Source organism: Nonomuraea solani (assembly GCF_900108335.1).
GTDB lineage: Bacteria > Actinomycetota > Actinomycetes > Streptosporangiales > Streptosporangiaceae > Nonomuraea > Nonomuraea solani.
In genome coordinates this window covers 22,110-42,463 of record NZ_FNVT01000033.1, presented here as the reverse complement: position 1 = coordinate 42,463, position 20,354 = coordinate 22,110, and the positions used below count along the sequence as shown (strand labels likewise).

Genomic DNA, 20,354 nt, shown 5'->3' with positions numbered 1-20,354 from the left:
AGTGCGGCACTCCCGGAAGGGATTGCGAGACCATGATCGCGCCACCATGATGGGGGACCGGCCGACACCCCCTGGAGGAGCGACATGCTGACCGTGATCGGCGCGGGGTTCCCGCGCACCGGTACGAGTTCGATGAAGGCGGCACTGGAACGGCTGGGGTTCGGGCCCTGCCACCACATGTTCGACGTCGGGTCGAACAGCGACCGCGCCCGGCGGTGGGCGCCCCTGGCCAGCCATGACACGGTCCCGGACTGGGAGCACGTGTTCGAGGGATTCCGTTCCGCAGTGGACTGGCCGGCCTCGTTCTTCTGGCGCGAGTTAGCGGACACGTACCCGGAGGCCAAGGTGGTCCTTACGGTACGTGACCCGCGCGCCTGGTTCGCGAGCATGAGGACGCTCATCAGCAGCGGCCCGCCACGGTTGGAGGCCGGGAAGCTGGCGCCGGAGACCGCCGGTCTGATGGAGAACATGAAGACCACCCGTCCGCTGCTCGAGCGCATGATTCGGGAGGGGCTGGGCACCGACCGGCCCTTCGGAGTGGTCCCCGACGAGCAGGAGAGCATCGCGGCATTCGAGCGGCACGCGGCCATGGTGAAGGAGAGCCTGCCGCCCGAGCGGCTGCTGGTGTTCGACGTGCGGGAAGGGTGGGAGCCGCTCTGCCGTTTCCTGGGGGTGGACGTCCCCGCCGGGGAGCCGTTCCCGCACCTGAATGACAGCAAGACGATGCAGACGTCGATCGACAGGCTGATGGACGGGGAGAACATCGGACTTCCTTTCCACCCCGCGGGCTCGACGCCGGCTTAGATCTCCCTGACCCTGATCTTCGTGGCGGGCAGTCTCCTCACCGCCACGCCCGCCCGGCCGCCGAGCCGATACGAGGTCTCGGCGGCCGGGGGGTGCGCGCGTTTTACCGGGTCACGCGTAGAGGAAGTAGTAGCCGTACCGGGGCTCCCACACGCATGAGTAGTCGTCCCACCAGTTCTGGGCGATGCCCTTGGTGCCGATCCGCTCGCACTCCGAATAGTCTCTGAAGACACCGGCCAGTCTGACGGCGCTTTCGTCGGCTTGTGCCGGGGTGGCGCCGATCGTCAGCGACACTCCGAGGACCACGACGGCCGAGACGAGAACAGCGCGTACCTTTCGCATTCATCCTCCTGGGGCTGGGGAGATCACGAAGTTGGACATTAGCACTCAACTCCCGCCACGAAAATTGTCAGAGGTGAATCGGTCGCGGGAGGGGCTGAAACGTCCATCGGCGTTATCGCGGAGCCGTGCGGGTTTCATCGGCGTTTACCGTCGGTAAGGCCGTCGTCACTTCCTGGGGTCGCTTTTTCTGGCCGCCTGTGCATGCCATGGATGGTCTGAGCCTGTCGTCGCTATATATGCCCATAAAGTACGTTTTAGGCTTCGTTTCCTGGTCACTTAGCGCGATGCGGCGAAACCTTTGACCATCGTTACTTACGTGCCATATCGTCTCCCCGTCCATATCGATGTGAGCCGCGCCACTCGAGCGGGACGTCCGTTCTCGCAGGCGCCACGGTCGGCGTGCTGATCACGGCTGCCCCGCCGCAGGAGACACGGACGGCCACCGGGGCAGCGGCGATCATCCGACCGACCGGAGTCGCACCATGCAAGCTCGAACCCGCACGGCCATGCTCGTCGGCGTGGCGATGGCCGTGCTGGCCGCCGTCGGTGTGCCGGCAGCCTTCGCGCCGCCGGCCCACGCCATGCAGGCGATCACCGACATCGCCTACGCGCCCGCACAACCGGCCGGTAGCAGGGGGCATCTCCTGGACCTCTACCAGCCGACCACCGGCATCACGCCTCGGCCGCTGCTGATCTACCACAAGGGCTCGGCGTGGACGAGTGACAACGGCAAGGCCGGCGCGGACGCGATCGCGGCCATCTTCAACCCGCTGGGCTTCGCCGTGGCCGGCGTCAGCGTCCGGTCCAGCGCCCAGGCCGTCTTCCCGGCCCAGGTGCACGACATCAAGGCGGCCATCCGCTGGCTGCGCGCGAACGCGGCCACGTACAACCTCGACCCCAATCGCTTCGCGATCATGGGCGACTCCTCGGGCGGCTGGCTGACGGAGATGGCGACCCTGTCCGGCGGCGTGACGGCGCTGGAGGGCACCGTCGGGACGACCGGCGTCTCCAGCGCAGTGCAGGTGGGCGTCGCCTTCTTCAGCCCGACCGACTTCCTGCAGATGAACGCGCAGAACCTGCCGACCGGCGGGCTGGACCACAACTCTCCCGCCTCCCCGGAATCCCTCCTGGTCGGCTGCCCGATCCAGACGTGCCCGGCCACGGTGGCCCAGGCCAACCCGATGACGTACGTCGACGCCAACGACCCGCCGCTGATGTTCCTGCACGGCCAGGCCGACTTCCTGGTGCCGCACGGGCAGAGCGTCCTGCTCTACAACAGGATCAAGGCTCAGTGCGGTGACGCCACGTTCGTCTCGGTGCCCAACGCGGACCACATGATGGTCCAGATCATGGACCCTGCCCATCACGGCCTGCAGACCGTCCGCACCACCACCGACTGCGGCGAGAGCGTCGGCACCGGCACGCTGAACCCCACCTGGGCCAACTTCGCGACTTTCCTGCGCGGCGGGCTCAAGATGGGCACCTCCTGCGAGGTCGCCTATGCCACCGGCGACTGGGACGGCGCCTTCAACGGCAGCGTGACCATCAGGAACACCGGCACGACCCCCATCGACGGCTGGGCCGTGACCTGGACCTGGCCGGGCGACCAGAAGATCACGACCGCCTGGAACGGCACGGTGGTCCAGACGGGCAACCAGGTGACCGCCCGCGACGCCACCCACAACCGTTACATCGGCCCCGGCTCCAGCCAGAGTTTCGGCTTCTCGGCTACCGCCACCGGGACGAACGCCATTCCGGCCGAGTTCAAGCTCAACAACATCGTCTGTACGAGAGTGTCCGCCTGACCCGGCGTGCGCCGGGCCTTGAGCCGAATGGCGAGGCCCGGCGCCGTTCTTCCGTCATCCGAAGTGCATTCGGAAATACCGTGACGTGGAGCGGAAAGAAGCATTTCCAGAATTGCACACGTTCCGTCCGGCAGCGATCACGGAATGTCGCCGAAGATGATCTTGCCTTATTCGATGAGTCGACCCTATCCTTGCCTCTGGCGGCGCGCGCCGGTCTATTTCCCGGTTCTTTCTTTGGCCGGCCGGAGTGCGCATATTCCGGAACCCAAACGCATCGGATAAGCCGCCTTTCTCTGTCCCGGGGCCGTTGTTCGGATCGTCGTTGAGTTAGGGGACGTATGCGTACACCCAACATGTTCGTCAGGAGCCTCGGCGTCTATGTGCCTGACAGTGTGAGCGTCGAGCAGGCGGTTCGTGAGGGCTGGTATCCGGAGGAGGAGGCCGGGAAGTTCCGGCAGATCGGCGCGGCGGTGGCCGGCGACAAGCCCGCGCCCGAGATGGCGCGGCTCGCGGTCCTGGACGCGTACGAACGCTGGGGTGAATCCTCTCCTCGCGACCTCGACCTGCTGCTCTATCCGTCGGTCTGGCACCAGGGCCCGAACGGCTGGCAGCCCCAGCACTACCTGCAGATGCACCTTCTCGGCGGGAACGTACCGGCGTTCGAGATCCGGAGCGGCTGCGTAGGGATGATCAGCTCGCTCGAACTCGCGGCGAGCTACCTGCGGGCCGACGCGGACAGGGAGACGGCCATGGTCGTCTCCTCGGACAATCACGGCACCCCGCTGGTGGATCGCTGGCGGATGACCCCCGGCGCGCTCATCGGCGACGCCGCGGCCGCGCTCATCCTCGGCAAGGAGTACGGCATGGCCGAGCTCCTGTCGGTGAACGCGACGGTGATCCCGCAGGCCGACGCGGTCAACGACGGCGCCTACCCCCTGTTCCCCCCGGACGCCACCGTCGGCAGGGGGCTGAGCTTCGGAAACCGGCACGAGGAGTTCCGCCAGCGGCTGCTCGCGGCGCAGGGGACCGGGATCCACCTGACGATCCAGAAGACGATGATGCAGCAGGTCGAGAAGACCCTGGACGAGGCCGGGATCGGCCTTGCCGACATCACGCGGGTGGCGTTCCCGCACGGTCGCCGCGAGGACCTGGACGGGCAGATGTCCTGGCTGGGCATCGACGAGGACCAGACGACCTGGGACTACGGGAGGCGTGTCGGCCACTGCGGCGCGGTGGACCAGTTCATCGCCTTCGAGCATCTGATCGCGACCGGCGGCCTCGTGGCCGGCGACCACCTGCTCATGGTCGGGTTCGGCTCCGGGACGTCGGTGGCCGCGGCGGCGTTCAGAATCCTGTCCACCTCTCCCGCCACCAGAGGAGCACGCGCATGACCGAGCTCACGCAGAGCCTCATCACCCGGAAGCTGGTCGACTTCATCCAGGACAACCTCGTCCTGGACGGCGACGACATCACGGTCGAGGAGACGACCCCGCTCCTCGTGTCGGGGCTCCTGGACTCCTTACGGACGGCGCGGCTGCTGAACTTCCTGCGCAGGGACATCGGCGTCCCGATCCCCGCCGCGAAGCTCGACCCCGAGAACTTCAGAGACGTCGTGACCATCGTGGCGATGGTCCGAGAACTCGAATCCGCTTAACCGGGCAAGGGCAGAGTCGTGCAATATACGGACACGTACGTCAGTGGGGTGGGAGCCTTCCTCCCCCGGACCATCGTCAGCGTCGAGAAGGCCGTCGCCAAAGGCTGGTACCCGGCCGAAGAGGCCGAGCTGCACAACCTGGCCGGGGCGGCGGTGGCCGGTGACGTACCGGCTCCGGAGATGGCCCTGCACGCGGCGCGGAGCGCCATCAAGCGCAGCGGGCGGGCGCCGTCCGACCTGGACCTCCTCCTGTACGCGTCGACCTGGCACCAGGGGCCGGACGGCTGGCCCCCGCACTCCTACCTGCAGCACCATCTCGTCGGCGGGGACGTCCTGGCCACCGAGATCCGGCAGGGCTGCAACGGGATGTTCATCGCCCTGGAGCTCGCGGCCGGCCACCTGCACGCCGCTCCCGGCAGGCGGGCCGCCCTGCTGGTCGCCTCCGACAACTACGGCACGCCGCTGATGGACCGGTGGGGGATGGGCCCCGGCTACATCGGCGGGGACGCCGCCGGCGCGCTCGTCCTCACCAAGGAGGCAGGTTTCGCGCGCCTGACGTCGGTCTGCACGACCACGGTGGCCGAGGCCGAGGAACTGCACCGGGGCAGCGAACCCCTGTTCCCCCCGGGCGTCACGGTCGGGCGCCGGATGAGCTTCGCGGCCCGGAGCGAGCAGTTCCGGCAGCAGGTCATGCCCAAGGGCGAGGCCACCGCGGCGCTGTTCAACATCCAGCGGGCGCTCATCGAGGTCGTCGAGCGCGCGCTGGACGAGAGCGGGATCGAGGCCCGCGATCTCACCCGGGTGGCGTTCATGAACTACTCAGAAGAGATCGTCGAACAGCGGTGCATGGCCCTGCTCGACCTGCCCATGTCCCGCTCGACCTGGGACTACGGCCGCACCATCGGCCACTGCGGCGCGAGCGACCAGGTCCTTTCCCTCGACCACCTGATCCTGACCGGGCAACTGGGCCCCGGCGACCACCTGCTGATGCTCGGCACCGGGCCGGGAGTGACCGTCTCCAGCGCCGTGATCAAGATCATCGACACTCCTCAATGGGCCTGACAGCGAAGGGAACGTCCGCCATGGTCAACAGTCCACGCGGAGTCCAGGTGGAACCGGTGGCGGTGGTCGGGATCGGATGCCGGTTGCCCGGCCCGCCCGGCCAAGATGTCCGCTCACCTGACGAGTTCTGGGACCTGCTACGCGCCGGCCGGAACACGACCCGGCCGCTGCCCGCCGAGCGCTGGCGCCGGTATGAGAACCGCAGCCCCGAGTGCGCCGCCGCGCTGCGCGACGCCGTGCGCCACGGCAGCTTCCTGAGCGACGTCGAGGGCTTCGACGCCGAGTTCTTCGGCCTGTCACCCCGCGAGGCCGAGCTGATGGACCCGCAGCAGCGGATCCTGATGGAGACCGCGTGGGAGGCGCTGGAGCACGCCGGCCTGCCGCCGCACGAGCTGGCCGGCACCGACGCCGGGGTGTTCGTCGGGGTCTGCACGGCCGACTACGGCGGCCGGCTGCTGGAGGATCTGCCCCAGATCGAGGCGTGGACCGGGATCGGCGCCGCGACGTGCGCCGTCGCCAACCGCATCTCCTACTCCCTGGACCTGCGCGGCCCCAGCATGGCGATCGACACCGCCTGCTCGGCGTCGCTGGTCGCGCTGCACCTGGCCGCGCAGAGCCTGCGGCTCGGCGAGAGCGACGTCGCCCTCGCCGGCGGCGTCAACCTGCTGCTCACCCCGGGCCAGACCCTCACGCTCGGCACCGCGGGAGCCCTGGCCCCCGACGGCCGCTCCAAGTCCTTCGACGCCTCGGCCGACGGCTACGGACGCGGCGAGGGCTGCGGCGTCGTCGTGCTCAAGCGGCTGTCGGACGCGCGGCGCGACGGTGACCGGATCCTCGCGCTCGTCATCGGCAGCGCCGTGAACCAGGACGGGCACACCAACGGCATCATGGCGCCGTGCGGGGAGGCCCAGGAACACGTGATGGCCCGGGCCTGCCGGCAGGCGGGCGTCGCGCCGTCCACCGTGGACTACATCGAGGCGCACGGCACCGGGACCCGGCTCGGCGACCCGCTCGAGGCGGGGGCGCTCTCCTCCGTGTACGGCACGGGGCGGCCCCCCGGCGACCCGTGCCTCATCGGCTCGGTCAAGTCCAACATCGGCCACCTCGAAGGCGCCGCCGGCATCGCCGGTGTCATCAAGGCCGTGCTCGCGCTCGATCGCGGCGAGATCCCCGCGAGCGTGCTGACCACCCTGAACCCGGCCATCCCCTGGGAGGCCTCCGGCCTCCACGTGGTGACCGAACGATCGGCCTGGCCGGAACGCGACCACCCCCGCCGGGCGGGCGTCTCCAGCTTCGGGTACGGCGGCACGGTCGCGCACATCGTTCTCGAACAGGCTCCTCCGGCGGTTCCGTCTCCTTCGGCGGCTTCTGCCGAGCGGCTGTTCCCGCTGACGGCCGCGTCGGAGCGGGCCCTGCGGCAGTACGCGGGCAAGCTCGCCGACCACCTCGGGGAGGGGCTCGACCTGGCGTCGGCAGGGCACACGCTGGCGCTGCGGCGCACCCATCTGGCCCGCCGCGCCGTCGTCGTCGCGGCGGGCGGGGACGAGCTGGCGGGCCATCTGCGCAGGCTCGCGGAGGACGTGCCGAGTGAGGCCGTCCTCACCGGGGACGTCCTGCCCGACCTCGGTCCCGGACCGGTCTGGGTCTTCTCCGGACAGGGCTGCCAGTGGCGCGGGATGGGGCGGGACCTGCTCGCCGTGCCCGAGTTCGCGTCCCTGGTCGACGAGGTGGAGCCGATCTTCGCCGAGGAGATCGGCTTCTCGCCCCGGCAGGTCCTGGCCGACGGCGATCTCGACACGATCGACCGCGTGCAGACCATGATCTTCGTGATGCAGCTGGGCCTCGCCAGGCTGTGGAACGCGTACGGGGTCGCTCCGAAGGCCGTCATCGGTCACTCCGTCGGCGAGATCGCGGCGGCGGTGACGGCCGGCGCGATGACCGTCGCCGACGGCGCCCGCCTGATCTGCCGCCGCTCCCGGCTGCTGCGCCAGGCCGAGGGCAAGGGGGCCATGGTGATGGTCAGCCTGTCCTTCGAGGAGGCGGAGGAGAGACTGGCCGGCCGTACCGACCTGGTGGCCGCGATCTCGTCGGCGCCCGGCTCCACCGTGCTGTCCGGCGACGTGGCCGCGGTCGACGCGGTGGTGGACGAGTGGCCGGCCGAGGGCATCGTGGTGCGGCGGGTGGCCTCGGACGTCGCCTTCCACAGCCCCCACATGGAGCCGCTGGCCGTCGAACTGGCCGCGGCCACCGCCGATCTGGCGTTCGGCGCGCCCCGCATCCCCATGTACACGACCGCGCTGGCGGACCCCCGGTCCACGTCCGTCCTGGACAGCGCGTACTGGGCGGCCAACCTCCGGGAGCCCGTACGGCTGACCGCGGCGACGACGGCGGCGGCGCAGGACGGCCACCGCGTGTTCCTGGAGATCTCCCCCCACCCCGTGGTCGCGCACTCCGTCACCGAGACGCTCTCGGAGAACGGGTTCGAGGACGTGTTCGTCGGCACGTCACTGCGCAGGAACCAGCCGGAGTCCTCGGCCTTCCTCGTCGCGGTGGGCACGGCGTACTGTCACGGCGTCGAGGTGGACTGGAGCCGGCTGCAGCCGGCCGGTGCGCTGGCCGATCTGCCGCCGTACGCCTGGCAGCACCGCCGCCACTGGCGCGAGTCCTACGCCGAGGACGGCAATCGGGGACACGACGCGCACTCCCACACCCTGCTCGGAGCCGTGGCCGGCCTCGCGGGCAGCCGGACCCGGGTGTGGCGGACCAGCCTGGAGGATGCCAACCGGCCCTACCCGGGCAGCCATGCCCTCAACGGGGTCGAGATCGTGCCCGCCGCGGTGCTGGTCAACACGTTCCTGTACGCGGCCGAGGACGAGGACGTCACGCTCACCGGCGTGGAGATGACGCATCCGCTGATGACCGCGGAACGCAGGCAGATCCAGGTCGTGCACGAGCCGCCGGCGCTGCGGATCGCGGCCCGTACACCGGCCGGTCCCGACGAGCCCGAACCCGCCTGGCTGGTGCACGCCACCGCGGACGTGGCCGCTCCGGGGCAGGTCAAACCCGACGTGCTGCCGGATGCCGGCGCTCTCACGCCGATCGACCCCGGGTTCGTGCACCAGCGGCTGGCCACCGTCGGTGTGCCCTCGACGGGTTTCGAGTGGACGATCGAGACGCTGCTGGGCGGCGACGGCGTGCTGCGGGCCACGGTCCGCACCGGGGAACCGGGGAGCTGGACGCCGGCGCTGGACGCGGCGATGTCCGTGGCGCCCTGCGTGTTCCCCGGCGATCCGGTGCTGCGCATGGTCGTCCACATCGACGAGGTGGTGCTGACCGGCGCGCCACCCTCGACGGTGATCGTCCACGCGGCCGTGGACCCGGCCGCCGACGACACCGTACGAGTGCTCTTGGCCGACGTGGACGGCCGGGTGGCGGGACACCTCGCGGGACTCCGCTATCCGGTGATCGACGCGCCAGCCCCCGCCGAGGAGGATCTCGGGGGGCCCGCGGAGTTGTTCGCCGGCCTGGCGCCCGAGGTCCTGCGCGAGCGCGTCCTGCCCCAGATCGGCGCGGAGATCGCGGCCGTGATGAGGCTGGCCCCTGAGGACCTGGCGATCAGGCGTCCCCTGGTCGAGCAGGGGCTGGACTCGGTGATGACCGTCATGGTCCGGCGGCGGCTGGAAAAGCGCTTCGGCTGCCGTCTCCCCGCGACCCTGCTGTGGCAGCAGCCCACCATCTCCGCGATCGCGAATCACCTGGTGGAGCTGCTCGTGACGGTCAGGCCGGCCGCGGCGGCCGTTCCCGAGGAGATGCCCGCGATCGGGGGCTGAGGCCGCCGGCCGGCCCGGTCGCGGCACAAGTGATCTTCACGCACGGCCCGGACGGCGGACCCCGGGCCGTGCACTGAGGGGATGACGGGGTGGAAGGCGTAGCCCGGCCGGTCGATCAGCGGCAGGAACGCCACGACCGACCTAGGCGTCTTGGTGTCCCCGGAGCGCGTGATCGATCTCGGTGCTCCAGCGGGCCGTCCACTCCTCGTCGAGCCCGATGCTCCGGAACGGGGCCCGGCCACGCAGGCCCGCCGGGTCGAGGCCGGGGGAGTGGTGGCTCGCTAGGAGCATCTCCAGCTTCGGCAGCTCCGCGACACTGCCGAGGTCGGCCAGGGAGGGCGCGTCCAGTGCGAACAGGCTCTCCAGGCACGGGAGGTCGTGGCCCGTGCCGAGGGTGCGGAGCTTGGGGCACTCGTTCGCGGAGAGATAGTCCAGCGCGGGCAGCGGCGGCAGCCCACCGAGGGTGGTCAGCTCCGGGCATTTGTCGATGCTGAGCTTGATCAGCGCTTCGCAGCGCGGGATTGGTGAGGCGTCCCTGAGCTGGGGGAGGTTGATGAGGTTCAGCGACTCCAGCTTTGGCAGGGTGCCCAGCACGCTCAGGTCCCGCAGCCCGGGGCAGTCCTTGAGATAGACGTACTCGATCTGCGGCAGCCCCTCGATGCCGTCGATCGAGGTGAGCCGTGCGGAGCCGTGCAGCCCGAAGAACGTCAGCCCCGTGGCGCCGGAGATGGCGCTGACGTCGAGCAGCGCCGTGCAGCCGTAGAGGTTGATCCGGCGGAGTCCGGGGTGGCTGCCGAGGCCGTTCAGCGAGGTCAGCCGGGTGCAGTCACCCAGGTTCAGCGCGGTGAGGTGCGGCATGTGCGCCAGGCCCTCAAGGGACTCCAGCTCGGCGCACTCCGAGGCGTCCAGCTCGGTGAGGCCGGTGAGGTTCGCGAGTGCCGCGAAGTCACGGACGGACGTCCTGCTGACGCTGAGGGAGCGCAGGTTCGCCAGCGCCTTGAGCGCGCCGAGGTCGCTCACGCCTGGGCAGTCGTCGAGGACCAGCTTCTCCAGGCCGGTGAGCGCGGCGAGCGGCCCGAGGTCGGTGAGTTCGCGGCAGCCGCTCAGCACCAGGGTGGAGAGGTTCGTCATCCCGGCGAGCGGCGTCAGGTCATGGACGGCGCTGTTGTGCAGGTTGAGGGTACGCAGCCCGGTCAGCGCGGTGAGCGGGCCGATGTCGCTGAGGCTCTTGGAACCCTCCAGGTCCAGCTCCACGAGGCCGGTGAGCGCGGCGACTCCGCTGAGGTCGGTCAGGTCCTTGCGCTGGAATACGCGCAACGTGCGCAGCGACGTCAGGTGCCGGATGCCGCAGTCCAGGGTGAGCTTCCTGCCGAGCTCGAACTCGGTGCGGCCCTCGCGCGCGAAGGCGGGCGCGACGAGCAGCCGGGCGAAGGCGTCGCGGTCGGCCGCGTCGCGCCACGGTTTCAGCAGCTTCTCCGACTCCTGCGGTGCGAACTCGGTGAAACGCGCGGCCAGCTCGTAGGCCTCCTGCGCCTCAGGGCCCTGGACGGCGGCGAGGTCACGGAAGGCACGCCGGGCGTGCGCGGCGGTCGGCGGTTTCCCCCCTCCTAACAAGGCATGATGCGGGGCGAACCGGGACGTCTCGTGGCTGCTGATCATCCCGGAACTGTAGCTTGCGGGGCTCAGCAAGAGGACTCGATGTCTGACCTGCCGGTCCTCCCACTGGCGTGATCCACGTGGCGTCCGCACCCCACGCCACCGCCTTCGCGCGACTCCACGAGCGTCCCACGGCGTGATTCGTGGCGCCGGTCCCGCTGGCGGACGCCCTCCTCCCCGGCGCGGAAGACGAGCTCGGCCTCCTCGCGCTTGGTGGCGCGCAGGTCCCAGTAGAGGGGGGTGATCCGCTCGGGCTGGACCGCGCATTCAGCCACCGCATGTGACCTGCTGGTTCGCTGTGCGCATCGAAAATCCGGCGCTTCGATCCGAGCGATGGCTCAAGCCATTTGAGCAGGCGCTCAGATGACGGCCGGCCGAGGTCGCGGCCACTGACCGCGGCGTAGCGCCGCCAGTTCGGCGGGCGCGGAACCGCTCTTGAGGGCGAGGGCCGAATCAGGGCGCCATGTCCCGATCGTGTGCGGCGGGACACGCCAGGTGCGGGCGGTTGCGCGCGGTTTCGCGCACGGAGAACGGCCCCACCCAAATGCCAAAGCCCTTAATTCAATATGTCGACACCCATTGACATATGTGCCGGACGCTGCATAACGTCCCGGAAGTCGACCCGGCCAACCGCGAAGGAGACAATGATCATGTACGAAGAGATCGACATCACGCAGCACAACATCGGATACGAAGTAGGAGCCCTACCGGCCGTACTCCTGCCGAACGTCCTCAGCGAAGACGTCGTCGCCAAGAAGGAAAGCGACAGCCGGCTCCCGGGCAAGGGCACCATCCAGGGCCAGGGCGTCACCGACGTGGAGGAACGCGCCCTCCGCTGGTTACTCGCCCACTACAGCACGTACGAGATCGAAGGCAAGACATACCGCCAGATCCTGCCGATCGGCCCCGGCGCCGAAGGGCAGGTCGTCCTCACCTACGACCAGGACCGCAACGCGACGGCCCGGCTCGTCGGCCGCGGCAGACCCATGAACGACCCGGCGGGCAACCCGGAGAACCTCAAGCGGGAACTCATCGCTACCTACAGCCTCCGGACCATCACCGGCGGCTGGACCCCGGTCGACCTGACCAAACTCCAGTGCGCGCTGGCCCTGGTCAAACAGGACGACCGCCCGGCCCTGCGCGGTCTCGAACTCGGCCGCGTGCCGCAACTTCCGCCCGCACCCGGGGGAGAGCCCGACCTGGGAGTGTTCCGGCAGAAATTCGGCCCCAACATCACATCCCTGGGCACGATCGACATCTCGACCGCCATGTTCGACCGGGACGCCAAGGGCTTCTACGAGGGCAGCGACGGGATCGTCTATCCGGTCAGCGTCATCGGCATCCTGCACGAAATCGGCCACGCCGTGGCATCGGTACACCGCAGGACCGAAGCCCGAAGAAACTCCGGCGCGGCCGTGGCAACGACTCAGCCCGGCGTCTACGGAGAAGTCGACCTTCTGTCGCAGGATGACATCACCAACGCCACCACTCTCCGCTACGGGACCGAAGACATCGAAAAGGTGGTCGACCTGGCCGAGAACGCCTACAGCGCGGCCCTGGGGCCACCCGCCCAGGCGGCGGCGGCCATCGGTTTCTGCGAGCAGCAAGGCGGAAAGATGGCCGGACTCGCCCAAGCCGCCCGGAACTATGCGGCCAACAAGACCGCGGCCCTCGGCACGGAACTCAAAAAGCACCGCGCCCTGGTCATGGACGACGCCAACGCCATCATGGACGATTACGAACGCGCGATCGGGCTGAACCGCCGCTCCGAAGCCGGCGACCATCCCAGCGACGATGAGTACAACCAGCTCAGGAACAGGCTGACGGCCACACCATGCGACGCCCCGTGGGCGATCTTCCACGCTGAGCTCATCCGCTGGTGTGACATCGACTTCCGCTCCAACGCCTGGCGCAGGAAGTACGAGAAGAAGGAGGGCGACCGTACCGGCCGCGAACTGAGCTTCAAGCAGTACGCCCAGAACCAGGGGATCGGCCAGGACCTGACCCCGTACACGAAGCAGTTTCCGGCCACCGCCGCCGGTTTCGCCGAACTGTACGCCGAGGCGTACGCGTTGTCGCACATCGACCCCGTGGCGCTGACCACACATAACGCCGCCCTCGCGACCTACTTCACCGGCGCCCAGCCCTTCTACCGGCAGGGCGATGGCAACTGACCGCACCACACGACGATCGGCGTGCCGGCGGGGAAGTCCACGGCGGCACGCCCGCACGGCGCAGCGGAAGCGGGTGCGGGCCCAGCGATCACACGGCGACATTGCTGGTGAGTAAGGAGGTCCTCACTCGCAGAGGGTGTTAGGAAGGGCACTATCGGCAAGCTACATAGAGTAGTCATTCGATTACAAAGAGTAGCAACGTTAGGAGATCGGTAATGTCCTCCCCCAACTCCACCGCTATCACCTCCATCGTCGCCCGCATCGCCACCGCCCCGGACGACGACGACTACGCCACCGCCAAAGGCTCCAACATGGTGTTCCTCGGTGCCGCAGGGCGCGAATTCCGCGCCAATCGAGATGACATCAGCACCTTCGAGCCCGAAAGCGACAACGAGTACATCTTCGGCGAAGGCGCCAACGTGACCTACCCCGACCAGAACGACCCCCGGAGCACCAACCTCACTCTCGAGCACCTCAACCGGAACGACGTCTACATCCGCTACCAGACCGGCAACGACTCAAACGAGTCATGGCGAGTCGAACGCATCGACGTCACGGTCACCGCCGCCAACGGCAGCCGGGTCTCCTACGGCGTCCTGGCCGGTCGCTACAAGCAGTGGCTCGGCAACGAAGTGGGACTCAAGCTCAGCCTCAACCGCCGCTGATCGGCGGGGAGCAACTCGACGGCGATGAGTGCCGGTATTCCGGCGGCTCCAATGACGTCGGCCCCGTCGTCCTGGAGGCGCCCTGCGACGACTACTGGTATCTCGGCCCACATGATGGTCCAGGCCGGTCTGCACGTCACGGGAAAGCGTCGCCTCGACGCGGTCCGGGACGAGCCGCTCGGCAAGGCGTCAAAGGACGTCATCCGCGCCTCCTTCTGCCGGTCAGCGGCACGCCTTGGGCGCCCACCGGGCCTGGACGCGGTCCGCCGGGCCACACCGCATGCGCCCCGGCGGACCGGTCCTGTTACCTTTCCCGGCGGCACTCGTCATAGGTGTGACGACCGAATACGAACGGTCGCCGCCCCAACGAGTGAATGGAGAACAGGATGCTGACGACCATCATGTACGTGACGAGCTACGTCACCGATCAGGACCGCGCGCTGGAGTTCTACACCGAAGGACTCGGTCTGGAGAAGCAGGTGGACTTCTCGGGGCCCGACGGGCGGTTCCTCACCGTCGGCGTTCCCGGCAGCCCGGTGCAGATCCTCCTGTGGTCGCATGCGACGGCCGCGGGACAGCCGGGCGACGTGGGCCAGATTGGCGCGCCCGGGCCGCTGATCCTCGAATCCGACGATCTGCGGAAGGATTTCGAGGCCATGCGCCGGCGCGGTGTCACCTTCGAAGAGCCGGAACCCGTGGACTATCCGTTCGGGGTCCGCATCGAGGCGGTGGACCCGGACGGTAACCGGGTCTCGCTCCGTCAGCAGCGAAAGCCGCGAAAGCCGTGACCACCCACCCATCCGGCCTCGTGGCCGAGGCGTTCGAAGCCCAGCGCGATCGGCTGCGCGCTCTCGCGCACCGCGTGCTGGGCTCGCACGCCGACGCCGAGGATGTGGTCCAGGAAGCCTGGATGCGCCTGGTCCGCCAGGATGAGGCGACCATCGGTAACCTGGCGGGCTGGCTGACCACCGTGGTCGGCCGAATCAGCCTTGACCTGCTGAGATCCCGTCAAGCCCACCCCGAGATCGTCTACGGGCACGAACATGCGGACCTCGTGGTGACGCCCGCCGACGATCCCGCGCCGGACGAGCAGGTGGCGCTGGCCGATTCGGTCGGCCTCGCCCTGCTCGTCGTGCTCGACTCGCTCACCCCGACCGAGCGCCTGGCGTTCGTCCTGCACGACATGTTCGCGGTTCCGTTCCACGAAATCGGCCATATCCTGGGCAAATCCGCTGACGCCACCAAGATGATCGCCAGCCGCGCCCGCCGCAAGGTCCAAGCCACGGACCGGCCGGCGGGCCCCGGCCGCGAGCACCAACAGGTCGTCCAGGCGTTCAGCGCCGCCGCCGTCGGCGGCGATTTCGAAGCGCTCCTGCGGGTCCTCGACCCGAACGTGAAGCTGACCGTCGACACCCCCGGCGGCATCGTCGTCACCCTCGGCGCCACCGAGGTCGCGGCCGGCGCCCGCATGTTCTCCGGCGAGGCCATCGCTCGCCAGCGACCCGTGCTGGTCAACGGCATCCCCGGGCACATGTCCTGGCGCTCGGACGGAACGCCTCTGTCCGTCATCGCCTTCGCCGTCACCGACGGCCGGATCGCCGGCATTCACATCGTCGTAGACCCGGCCAAACTCGCCTCGATCCAGGTGTCCGCCCCGGCCTGAGCCGGTGTCGTCCGGGTCGGCCCGAGCATGTGCGGGTCATCCCAGGCCGGCCAGCCGATGGTGCGCGATCCCGACGAACCCGTCTCGGCATTGATCAATCCCGAGACGGCCTCGGTCCGTCGGACCGGCGCCCTCATGTCGATCACGCGGCCGGGCTCATGCAGCGGCGGCATCTGCTGGTGCGGACGATGATCGTCATGGTGTCGCTCGCATTCGGCGAGCACCCGGCGCAGATGCCGTTCACCATGAACCAGCACGTGGTCGCGTCGTAGCGTCCCTGCGAACCTCCGCAGGGGCGAAGTTGGCGAGCACCTGCTGGAGCACATCACGGGCCGCGAGCGGACCGCCGGGATATCACCACGAACGGACGTGCCGTCCACGCCCGGCCGCGTGCAGCCGCCGACAACGGTAGGAGAAGCTCGCTCCGAGGATTTAGCCAACGGGCTTCTCAATCCTCGTTCCGAGGGAATACTGTTGTCGCGCGGTTACAAACAGTTGTCGTCTCAGGTTATCCCTCGCAGAGGGAATCATGCTCGTCACCAAGCTACGGCCCATGCCCTAACCCTGGCGAGGTTCCATGTCCCCCCTCTACCTGGACAGTCAGCAATTGATCACTGGAATGCTGGTCAGCGTGGTCGGCGAGGTCGATCACAGCAACGCTGACCAGCTCGAGTCCTACGTCAGCCGGACCTGTCGGCCGGGAGAGCCTGTGGTTCTGGATCTCGGCGGGCTGACCTTCCTGGACAGCAGGGGTCTCCATGCGCTGCTACGTCTCCACGCCGCCATGCGGCAACAGGAAGCGACCCTTTACCTGGCGGCGGTGCAGGATGTGCCCGCTCGGGTCCTGCAGATCACCGGCATATGGGATGCCATGAACATCCATTCCAGCGTGGAGGGAGCCATCGCCGCAGTGCTGAGCGCATTCGCGGCGCCGGTGCACCAGTCTCGTTGACGCTCGCGGGCGCCGTCACGGCACTCCATGCAAGTCAGCCGTGTACGGGGGTGACCGGACACGTGACCCACCGGTGCCGGCAGCCCCGGCAGGGCGCTGGCGGGTGACCGCTCACCGGGGGAGAGGGGCCTCGAGCGGCGGCGCGGATTCACGGTCTCGGCCCAGGTCGCGGTGGGAGTTGTGATCTCGGTGCTCGTGCATCTGTCATGCGTTCGCGTAGGGGCAACGGCGGAGGCCGGAACGTTGCCGCGCCCGGAGCTGAAAATGTGCACTCGCCGTAGTAGACATTCGCTTCTGTGGGGGCTATGGTTTCTGACATAGCAAGGAACGGATCCAACCGGGCAGCACAAGGAGTTACCAGCAGGACGACGAACTGCCCGGAGCAAGCTGAGGTTGAAGGTTGGTGGCAGAAGGTCGGACGTGACGGGCCAGCGCAGTGGTAAGGGGCCCAGAGCGTGGACGCGCTGCCGTAGGTAGAAGTTAGAAGAAGTGGTTCGGAAGAGATGAAGGGAGTGTTGACGCCATCGGGATCGCCCGTTGCCGGCTGAGTATCGCCGCTCGGGAACCGCAGTTCCACAGATGGGAAGGTGGTCTACGGTCACGCATTCGCGATCCGCGCATCACCGCCGCACGACAGGGCGGATGCGCACGACGGTAAGCCGGCCGGATGGCCGGTAGATGGTGTTGAACTCTTCGGGCCCCGGCGCAACAGGCGCCGGGGCCCCTGTGCGCGTGGTGAAACGTGATGGGAAAGGAACATATGGATCAACGTCGCTCGGCTGCCGAGGGTGACACGCTCGCCCACGGCAGGATTACGGACACGGCCGGACCCACGGCCGAAGACCGGTTCGACGATGAGGACTACCCCGCCTACAGCATGGGTGCGGCCGCCGAGATGCTCGGCGTCACCCCCACGTTCCTGCGGGCACTGGGCGCCGCCCATCTGATCGAGCCGAAACGCTCCGGCGGCGGGCACCGCCGCTACTCCCGCTACCAGCTGCGTCTGGCCGCGCGCGCCCGGGAACTCGTCGATCAGGGCACTCCCGTGGAAGCCGCCTGCCGGATCATCATCTTGGAAGACCAGCTCGCCGAGGCGCTGCGCATCAACGCCGCATACGAACGCGAGCACGAACGCGAACGCACGGCCGGAAACTGACACGGCGGCTCCGCCACCAGCCTGCGCCGCTACTCTGTGGCCTGGTCTTCGCCCGCGCTGACCAGGCCATACCGCGTCGCGAGCCCAGGGTGCTGCACAGCCGGAGCCGCGGGCTGATGAGTGCGATGCCTTTTACGGCGAGGCGGCTTCGCGGGCCGTCCGCGGCGATGCCGCTGACCCGGGGGCGATGCCCGCAGGGGCTGGATGGCCTCCTGCACAGAGGCTCCACCTGGAACGCCGTCCGCAGGCCGGTGATCGTCAAGATGCGCTCCGGGCTGACGCTGGTCACTCCGCGGCTCATGCGCAACCTGTGATTCATGGGGGACGTGCATCTCGGCGCCGCCTCCCGCTCACGCACGTGTCGGAGATGGCGCCGTCCCGCCCGTGTGCGCGGGAGAAACCGGCCCTCCGCAGGGAGGCTTGCAACCCCGTCAAGGACAGGCCCGCCGGCCCCGCGCACTACGCCCCGTCCGCAGCCGGCTGACTCCCGCGATCACGCTCACACGCTGGTGAAACGCATGGTCGACGGCACCAGGCGCCGACTCCGGAGCAGCACTCCGATAAGGCGGGTGTCCGCCGAGATCCTGATCGCGACGCCGTTGCCGGGCTGCTCACCGGCGCCGGCGGCGAGATCTTCGCCTTCCTGAGGCATCAGGGCAGCTCATCGTGAAACTCCCGAGCGATCGAGCCGGCGACTCACGCAGGCTGGACAGGGTGTGGGTGGCGTCGGCGAGCGCGTGGAAGCTGTCGCCGGACTCGGTGAGATGCCGGCCAGGCCGACGTCGGCCGGGTCGACCCACCACTGTTGAGCGTCGGAGATGTCGGCGATGCGGGGCACGCGCACCGGTGTCGTCCTGAATGCTGATCGAGTCGATCTACGAGCGATGCCGCAGGGGCGAGGTTATGAGCACGATGTCGTGTCCGGGACTGTCCCGTCCGGCAGAACCGCTGGCCCGGTGGCAGTTCGCGAAGGTTCATGGAGGCATGCCCAGGAGCCAGATCCGAAAGGGGAACCGTCCATGATGAGGACAGCAAGCCGTGTTCTCGTGGCTTCCTTACCCGTGTGTGCCCTGCTGACGGGCATTGCCCAGCCCGCTTCGGCCGCCACCGCGGCCACGTGCGGCTCAACCGCCGTGAACCGAAGCTCAGCGTATTCGCAGTGCACACCGTTCGTTATCCTCTCGCAGCACAGGGTCGTGATCACGTGCGGGACCGGGCCCACCAGCCGAACCGCCTACGGGGACTGGAAAAACTACGGGACACGGTCCCATAAGACCTGCCCGATCGGCTTCCTAACCGGCCACAGGCATCAAACCCGCTCCTCGACCTGCAGCCTCCCTGACTCCGGCATCGGCAACGACGCGGCCCGTGATGAATCGGTGGCCTGTTAGGGCGTGTAGCGAAAGCGCCGGTCACAGCCACTCGTTGCTCTGAGGCAGGGGAAAACCGCTACTTCAGCGGTGGATGTGGCGAGTACGGTGTGGCTGTGGCCGGTGATCGCGTGCAGCGGCGGCTCACGGAGACGGACGCGCGGACGCGAAGGAGCCAATGGTGGCAGGCGCTGTACTGCGAGGGGTGACTCTGGACTGTGCCGACCCGCAGACGCTGGCGGGCTTCTACGGTGCGCTGACCGGGATGCGCGAGCTCTTCAGTACGGGCGAGTTCGTCGCTCTGACGGACGACTCCGGCTGTGATCTGGGATTCCAGCGGGTTGACGGATACCGGGCTCCGCAGTGGCCGGGTCAGGACGTGCCACAACAGCTCCACCTGGATTTCCGCGCTGCCGACCTCGATGCGATGGAGGAGTTGGCGCTGGAACTCGGCGCGGCCAAACCGGACCGTCAGCCCGGCGACGGACGCTGGCGGGTCCTCCTGGATCCGGCCGGCCACCCCTTCTGCCTGACGTCTTCCTGATGGCATCCATCGCCGACCGGAAACGCTGACCCTCCTGACGGCGTGCGAGGGCGGCGCCGTCACGCTGGCTCGCGCCATCCCGCTGTTCCGCTGCCAACTCGGGCGCAAGGTGCCGGGCTTGCGGCCGGGGGCGGCGGTCGTCAGGCGGGCAGGCGGACGGAGATCTGGATGACCGTCCCCTGCAGGCCGCTGGTGACGGTGACCGTGTCGGTGAGCTGGTCCATCAACCACAAGCCGCGCCCGCATTCGCCGTCTGGACCGGGCATGCCGGCGCGGTCCAGACACTGCGTGGGTATGCCGGGCCCGCCGTCGCTGATCTCGCAGCACAACAGGTGTCTGGCCCGCCACAGCCGTACCCGGCCGGCGCCGCCGCCGTGCTCGACCACGTTCATCACGCCCTCATGTACCGCCAGCACGAACTCCGCACAGCGCACTCCCGACAGGCCCCGGCCGGCGACGTGAGTGGCCAAGGAGCGGCGCAGATGCCGTGCATCGGCGCGGGTGAAGCTCCACGTCATGGCCGATGGCGGCCCGTCGCCGGGCATCTCATGCCCGCGGATCGCCCGCGACCAGTCGCGGGCTGCGGCGAGATGGCCATGGCGGTACGGAGGTCGGCCCGCGTGGGTGGCTGCCGTCATCAAGCGCTTGGCGGGGGTCGCGGATGGTCGGCATGCCGG

General features: G+C 68.8%; 19 protein-coding genes. 14 read left to right on the top strand and 5 right to left on the bottom strand.

Annotation, left to right across the window (positions count from 1 at the left end):
- The first annotated feature begins 84 nt into the window (after positions 1-84).
- Entirely contained in the window at positions 85-804 is a 720-nt protein-coding gene (locus C4V41_RS55480; RefSeq protein WP_103964145.1) for a sulfotransferase family protein, read from the top strand.
- 111 nt (positions 805-915) lie between these two features.
- On the opposite strand, the gene C4V41_RS55475 is transcribed toward C4V41_RS55480, so the two are convergent.
- Entirely contained in the window at positions 916-1,146 is a 231-nt protein-coding gene (locus C4V41_RS55475; RefSeq protein WP_103964144.1) for a hypothetical protein, read from the bottom strand.
- Between the two features lie 482 nt (positions 1,147-1,628).
- Here C4V41_RS55475 and C4V41_RS55470 point away from each other — a divergent pair, with 482 nt between their 5' ends.
- The 5 genes from C4V41_RS55470 (at position 1,629) to C4V41_RS55450 (ending at position 9,497) form a co-directional block, all read left to right on the top strand.
- Positions 1,629-2,951, top strand: coding sequence for a cellulose binding domain-containing protein (locus tag C4V41_RS55470; protein ID WP_103964143.1), 1,323 nt, complete (start codon positions 1,629-1,631; stop codon positions 2,949-2,951).
- 338 nt (positions 2,952-3,289) lie between these two features.
- Positions 3,290-4,342, top strand: a complete 1,053-nt coding sequence (locus C4V41_RS55465) for a ketoacyl-ACP synthase III family protein (protein WP_235030991.1) — start codon at positions 3,290-3,292, stop codon at positions 4,340-4,342.
- The gene (locus C4V41_RS55460; RefSeq protein ID WP_103964141.1) at positions 4,339-4,605 is read left to right on the top strand and encodes an acyl carrier protein; all 267 of its coding nucleotides are present in this window, start codon (positions 4,339-4,341) and stop codon (positions 4,603-4,605) included. Before C4V41_RS55465 ends, C4V41_RS55460 begins: the two co-directional genes overlap by 4 nt.
- Positions 4,606-4,623: 18 nt before the next feature.
- Positions 4,624-5,667: a ketoacyl-ACP synthase III family protein gene (locus C4V41_RS55455; RefSeq protein WP_103964140.1), complete on the top strand. Its 1,044-nt coding sequence runs from the start codon at positions 4,624-4,626 to the stop codon at positions 5,665-5,667.
- 20 nt (positions 5,668-5,687) lie between these two features.
- Positions 5,688-9,497 (top strand): type I polyketide synthase, encoded by a 3,810-nt coding sequence (locus C4V41_RS55450; protein ID WP_103964139.1) that lies wholly within the window; start codon positions 5,688-5,690, stop codon positions 9,495-9,497.
- Positions 9,498-9,638: 141 nt separating this feature from the next.
- On the opposite strand, the gene C4V41_RS55445 is transcribed toward C4V41_RS55450, so the two are convergent.
- Both C4V41_RS55445 and C4V41_RS63670 read right to left on the bottom strand, forming a co-directional pair.
- Positions 9,639-11,156, bottom strand: a complete 1,518-nt coding sequence (locus C4V41_RS55445) for a leucine-rich repeat domain-containing protein (RefSeq protein ID WP_103964138.1) — start codon at positions 11,154-11,156, stop codon at positions 9,639-9,641.
- Positions 11,157-11,179: 23 nt separating this feature from the next.
- Entirely contained in the window at positions 11,180-11,428 is a 249-nt protein-coding gene (locus C4V41_RS63670; protein WP_200824928.1) for a hypothetical protein, read from the bottom strand.
- 375 nt (positions 11,429-11,803) lie between these two features.
- On the opposite strand from C4V41_RS63670, the gene C4V41_RS55435 reads away from it, so the two are divergent.
- The 7 genes from C4V41_RS55435 to C4V41_RS62525 all read left to right on the top strand — a co-directional run bounded on the left by C4V41_RS55435 (position 11,804) and on the right by C4V41_RS62525 (position 18,077).
- Positions 11,804-13,327, top strand: coding sequence for a hypothetical protein (locus tag C4V41_RS55435; protein WP_146104203.1), 1,524 nt, complete (start codon positions 11,804-11,806; stop codon positions 13,325-13,327).
- Positions 13,328-13,542: 215 nt separating this feature from the next.
- The gene (locus C4V41_RS62530) at positions 13,543-13,992 is read left to right on the top strand and encodes a hypothetical protein (RefSeq protein ID WP_160150745.1); all 450 of its coding nucleotides are present in this window, start codon (positions 13,543-13,545) and stop codon (positions 13,990-13,992) included.
- 386 nt (positions 13,993-14,378) lie between these two features.
- On the top strand, positions 14,379-14,780 hold the full coding sequence (locus C4V41_RS55420; protein ID WP_103964190.1) for a VOC family protein: 402 nt from the start codon (positions 14,379-14,381) through the stop codon (positions 14,778-14,780).
- A gap of 20 nt (positions 14,781-14,800) precedes the next feature.
- Positions 14,801-15,655 (top strand): sigma-70 family RNA polymerase sigma factor, encoded by an 855-nt coding sequence (locus tag C4V41_RS55415; protein ID WP_200824927.1) that lies wholly within the window; start codon positions 14,801-14,803, stop codon positions 15,653-15,655.
- Positions 15,656-16,232: 577 nt separating this feature from the next.
- Positions 16,233-16,607: an STAS domain-containing protein gene (locus C4V41_RS55410; RefSeq protein ID WP_103964134.1), complete on the top strand. Its 375-nt coding sequence runs from the start codon at positions 16,233-16,235 to the stop codon at positions 16,605-16,607.
- 877 nt (positions 16,608-17,484) lie between these two features.
- Positions 17,485-17,763, top strand: coding sequence for a helix-turn-helix domain-containing protein (locus C4V41_RS55405; RefSeq protein WP_235031001.1), 279 nt, complete (start codon positions 17,485-17,487; stop codon positions 17,761-17,763).
- Positions 17,764-17,888: 125 nt separating this feature from the next.
- Entirely contained in the window at positions 17,889-18,077 is a 189-nt protein-coding gene (locus C4V41_RS62525) for a hypothetical protein (RefSeq protein ID WP_235030990.1), read from the top strand.
- Between the two features lie 185 nt (positions 18,078-18,262).
- On the opposite strand, the gene C4V41_RS62520 is transcribed toward C4V41_RS62525, so the two are convergent.
- On the bottom strand, positions 18,263-18,415 hold the full coding sequence (locus C4V41_RS62520) for a hypothetical protein (protein WP_160150743.1): 153 nt from the start codon (positions 18,413-18,415) through the stop codon (positions 18,263-18,265).
- A gap of 923 nt (positions 18,416-19,338) precedes the next feature.
- Here C4V41_RS62520 and C4V41_RS55400 point away from each other — a divergent pair.
- Positions 19,339-19,677: a VOC family protein gene (locus tag C4V41_RS55400; protein WP_235030989.1), complete on the top strand. Its 339-nt coding sequence runs from the start codon at positions 19,339-19,341 to the stop codon at positions 19,675-19,677.
- A gap of 140 nt (positions 19,678-19,817) precedes the next feature.
- On the opposite strand, the gene C4V41_RS55395 is transcribed toward C4V41_RS55400, so the two are convergent.
- Positions 19,818-20,315: an ATP-binding protein gene (locus C4V41_RS55395; RefSeq protein WP_103964132.1), complete on the bottom strand. Its 498-nt coding sequence runs from the start codon at positions 20,313-20,315 to the stop codon at positions 19,818-19,820.
- Positions 20,316-20,354: the final 39 nt, after the last annotated feature.

What these genes read in the sequence shown, in the direction of transcription:
- C4V41_RS55480 (WP_103964145.1), top strand. Translation starts at nt 85, where the DNA reads ATGCTGACCGTGATCGGCGCGGGGTTCCCGCGCACCGGTACGAGTTCG.
- C4V41_RS55475 (WP_103964144.1), bottom strand. Translation starts at nt 1,146, where the DNA reads ATGCGAAAGGTACGCGCTGTTCTCGTCTCGGCCGTCGTGGTCCTCGGA.
- C4V41_RS55470 (WP_103964143.1), top strand. Translation starts at nt 1,629, where the DNA reads ATGCAAGCTCGAACCCGCACGGCCATGCTCGTCGGCGTGGCGATGGCC.
- C4V41_RS55465 (WP_235030991.1), top strand. Translation starts at nt 3,290, where the DNA reads ATGCGTACACCCAACATGTTCGTCAGGAGCCTCGGCGTCTATGTGCCT.
- C4V41_RS55460 (WP_103964141.1), top strand. Translation starts at nt 4,339, where the DNA reads ATGACCGAGCTCACGCAGAGCCTCATCACCCGGAAGCTGGTCGACTTC.
- C4V41_RS55450 (WP_103964139.1), top strand. Translation starts at nt 5,688, where the DNA reads ATGGTCAACAGTCCACGCGGAGTCCAGGTGGAACCGGTGGCGGTGGTC.
- C4V41_RS55445 (WP_103964138.1), bottom strand. Translation starts at nt 11,156, where the DNA reads ATGATCAGCAGCCACGAGACGTCCCGGTTCGCCCCGCATCATGCCTTG.
- C4V41_RS55435 (WP_146104203.1), top strand. Translation starts at nt 11,804, where the DNA reads ATGTACGAAGAGATCGACATCACGCAGCACAACATCGGATACGAAGTA.
- C4V41_RS62530 (WP_160150745.1), top strand. Translation starts at nt 13,543, where the DNA reads ATGTCCTCCCCCAACTCCACCGCTATCACCTCCATCGTCGCCCGCATC.
- C4V41_RS55420 (WP_103964190.1), top strand. Translation starts at nt 14,379, where the DNA reads ATGCTGACGACCATCATGTACGTGACGAGCTACGTCACCGATCAGGAC.
- C4V41_RS55410 (WP_103964134.1), top strand. Translation starts at nt 16,233, where the DNA reads ATGTCCCCCCTCTACCTGGACAGTCAGCAATTGATCACTGGAATGCTG.
- C4V41_RS55405 (WP_235031001.1), top strand. Translation starts at nt 17,485, where the DNA reads ATGGGTGCGGCCGCCGAGATGCTCGGCGTCACCCCCACGTTCCTGCGG.
- C4V41_RS62525 (WP_235030990.1), top strand. Translation starts at nt 17,889, where the DNA reads ATGCCTTTTACGGCGAGGCGGCTTCGCGGGCCGTCCGCGGCGATGCCG.
- C4V41_RS62520 (WP_160150743.1), bottom strand. Translation starts at nt 18,415, where the DNA reads ATGCCTCAGGAAGGCGAAGATCTCGCCGCCGGCGCCGGTGAGCAGCCC.
- C4V41_RS55395 (WP_103964132.1), bottom strand. Translation starts at nt 20,315, where the DNA reads ATGACGGCAGCCACCCACGCGGGCCGACCTCCGTACCGCCATGGCCAT.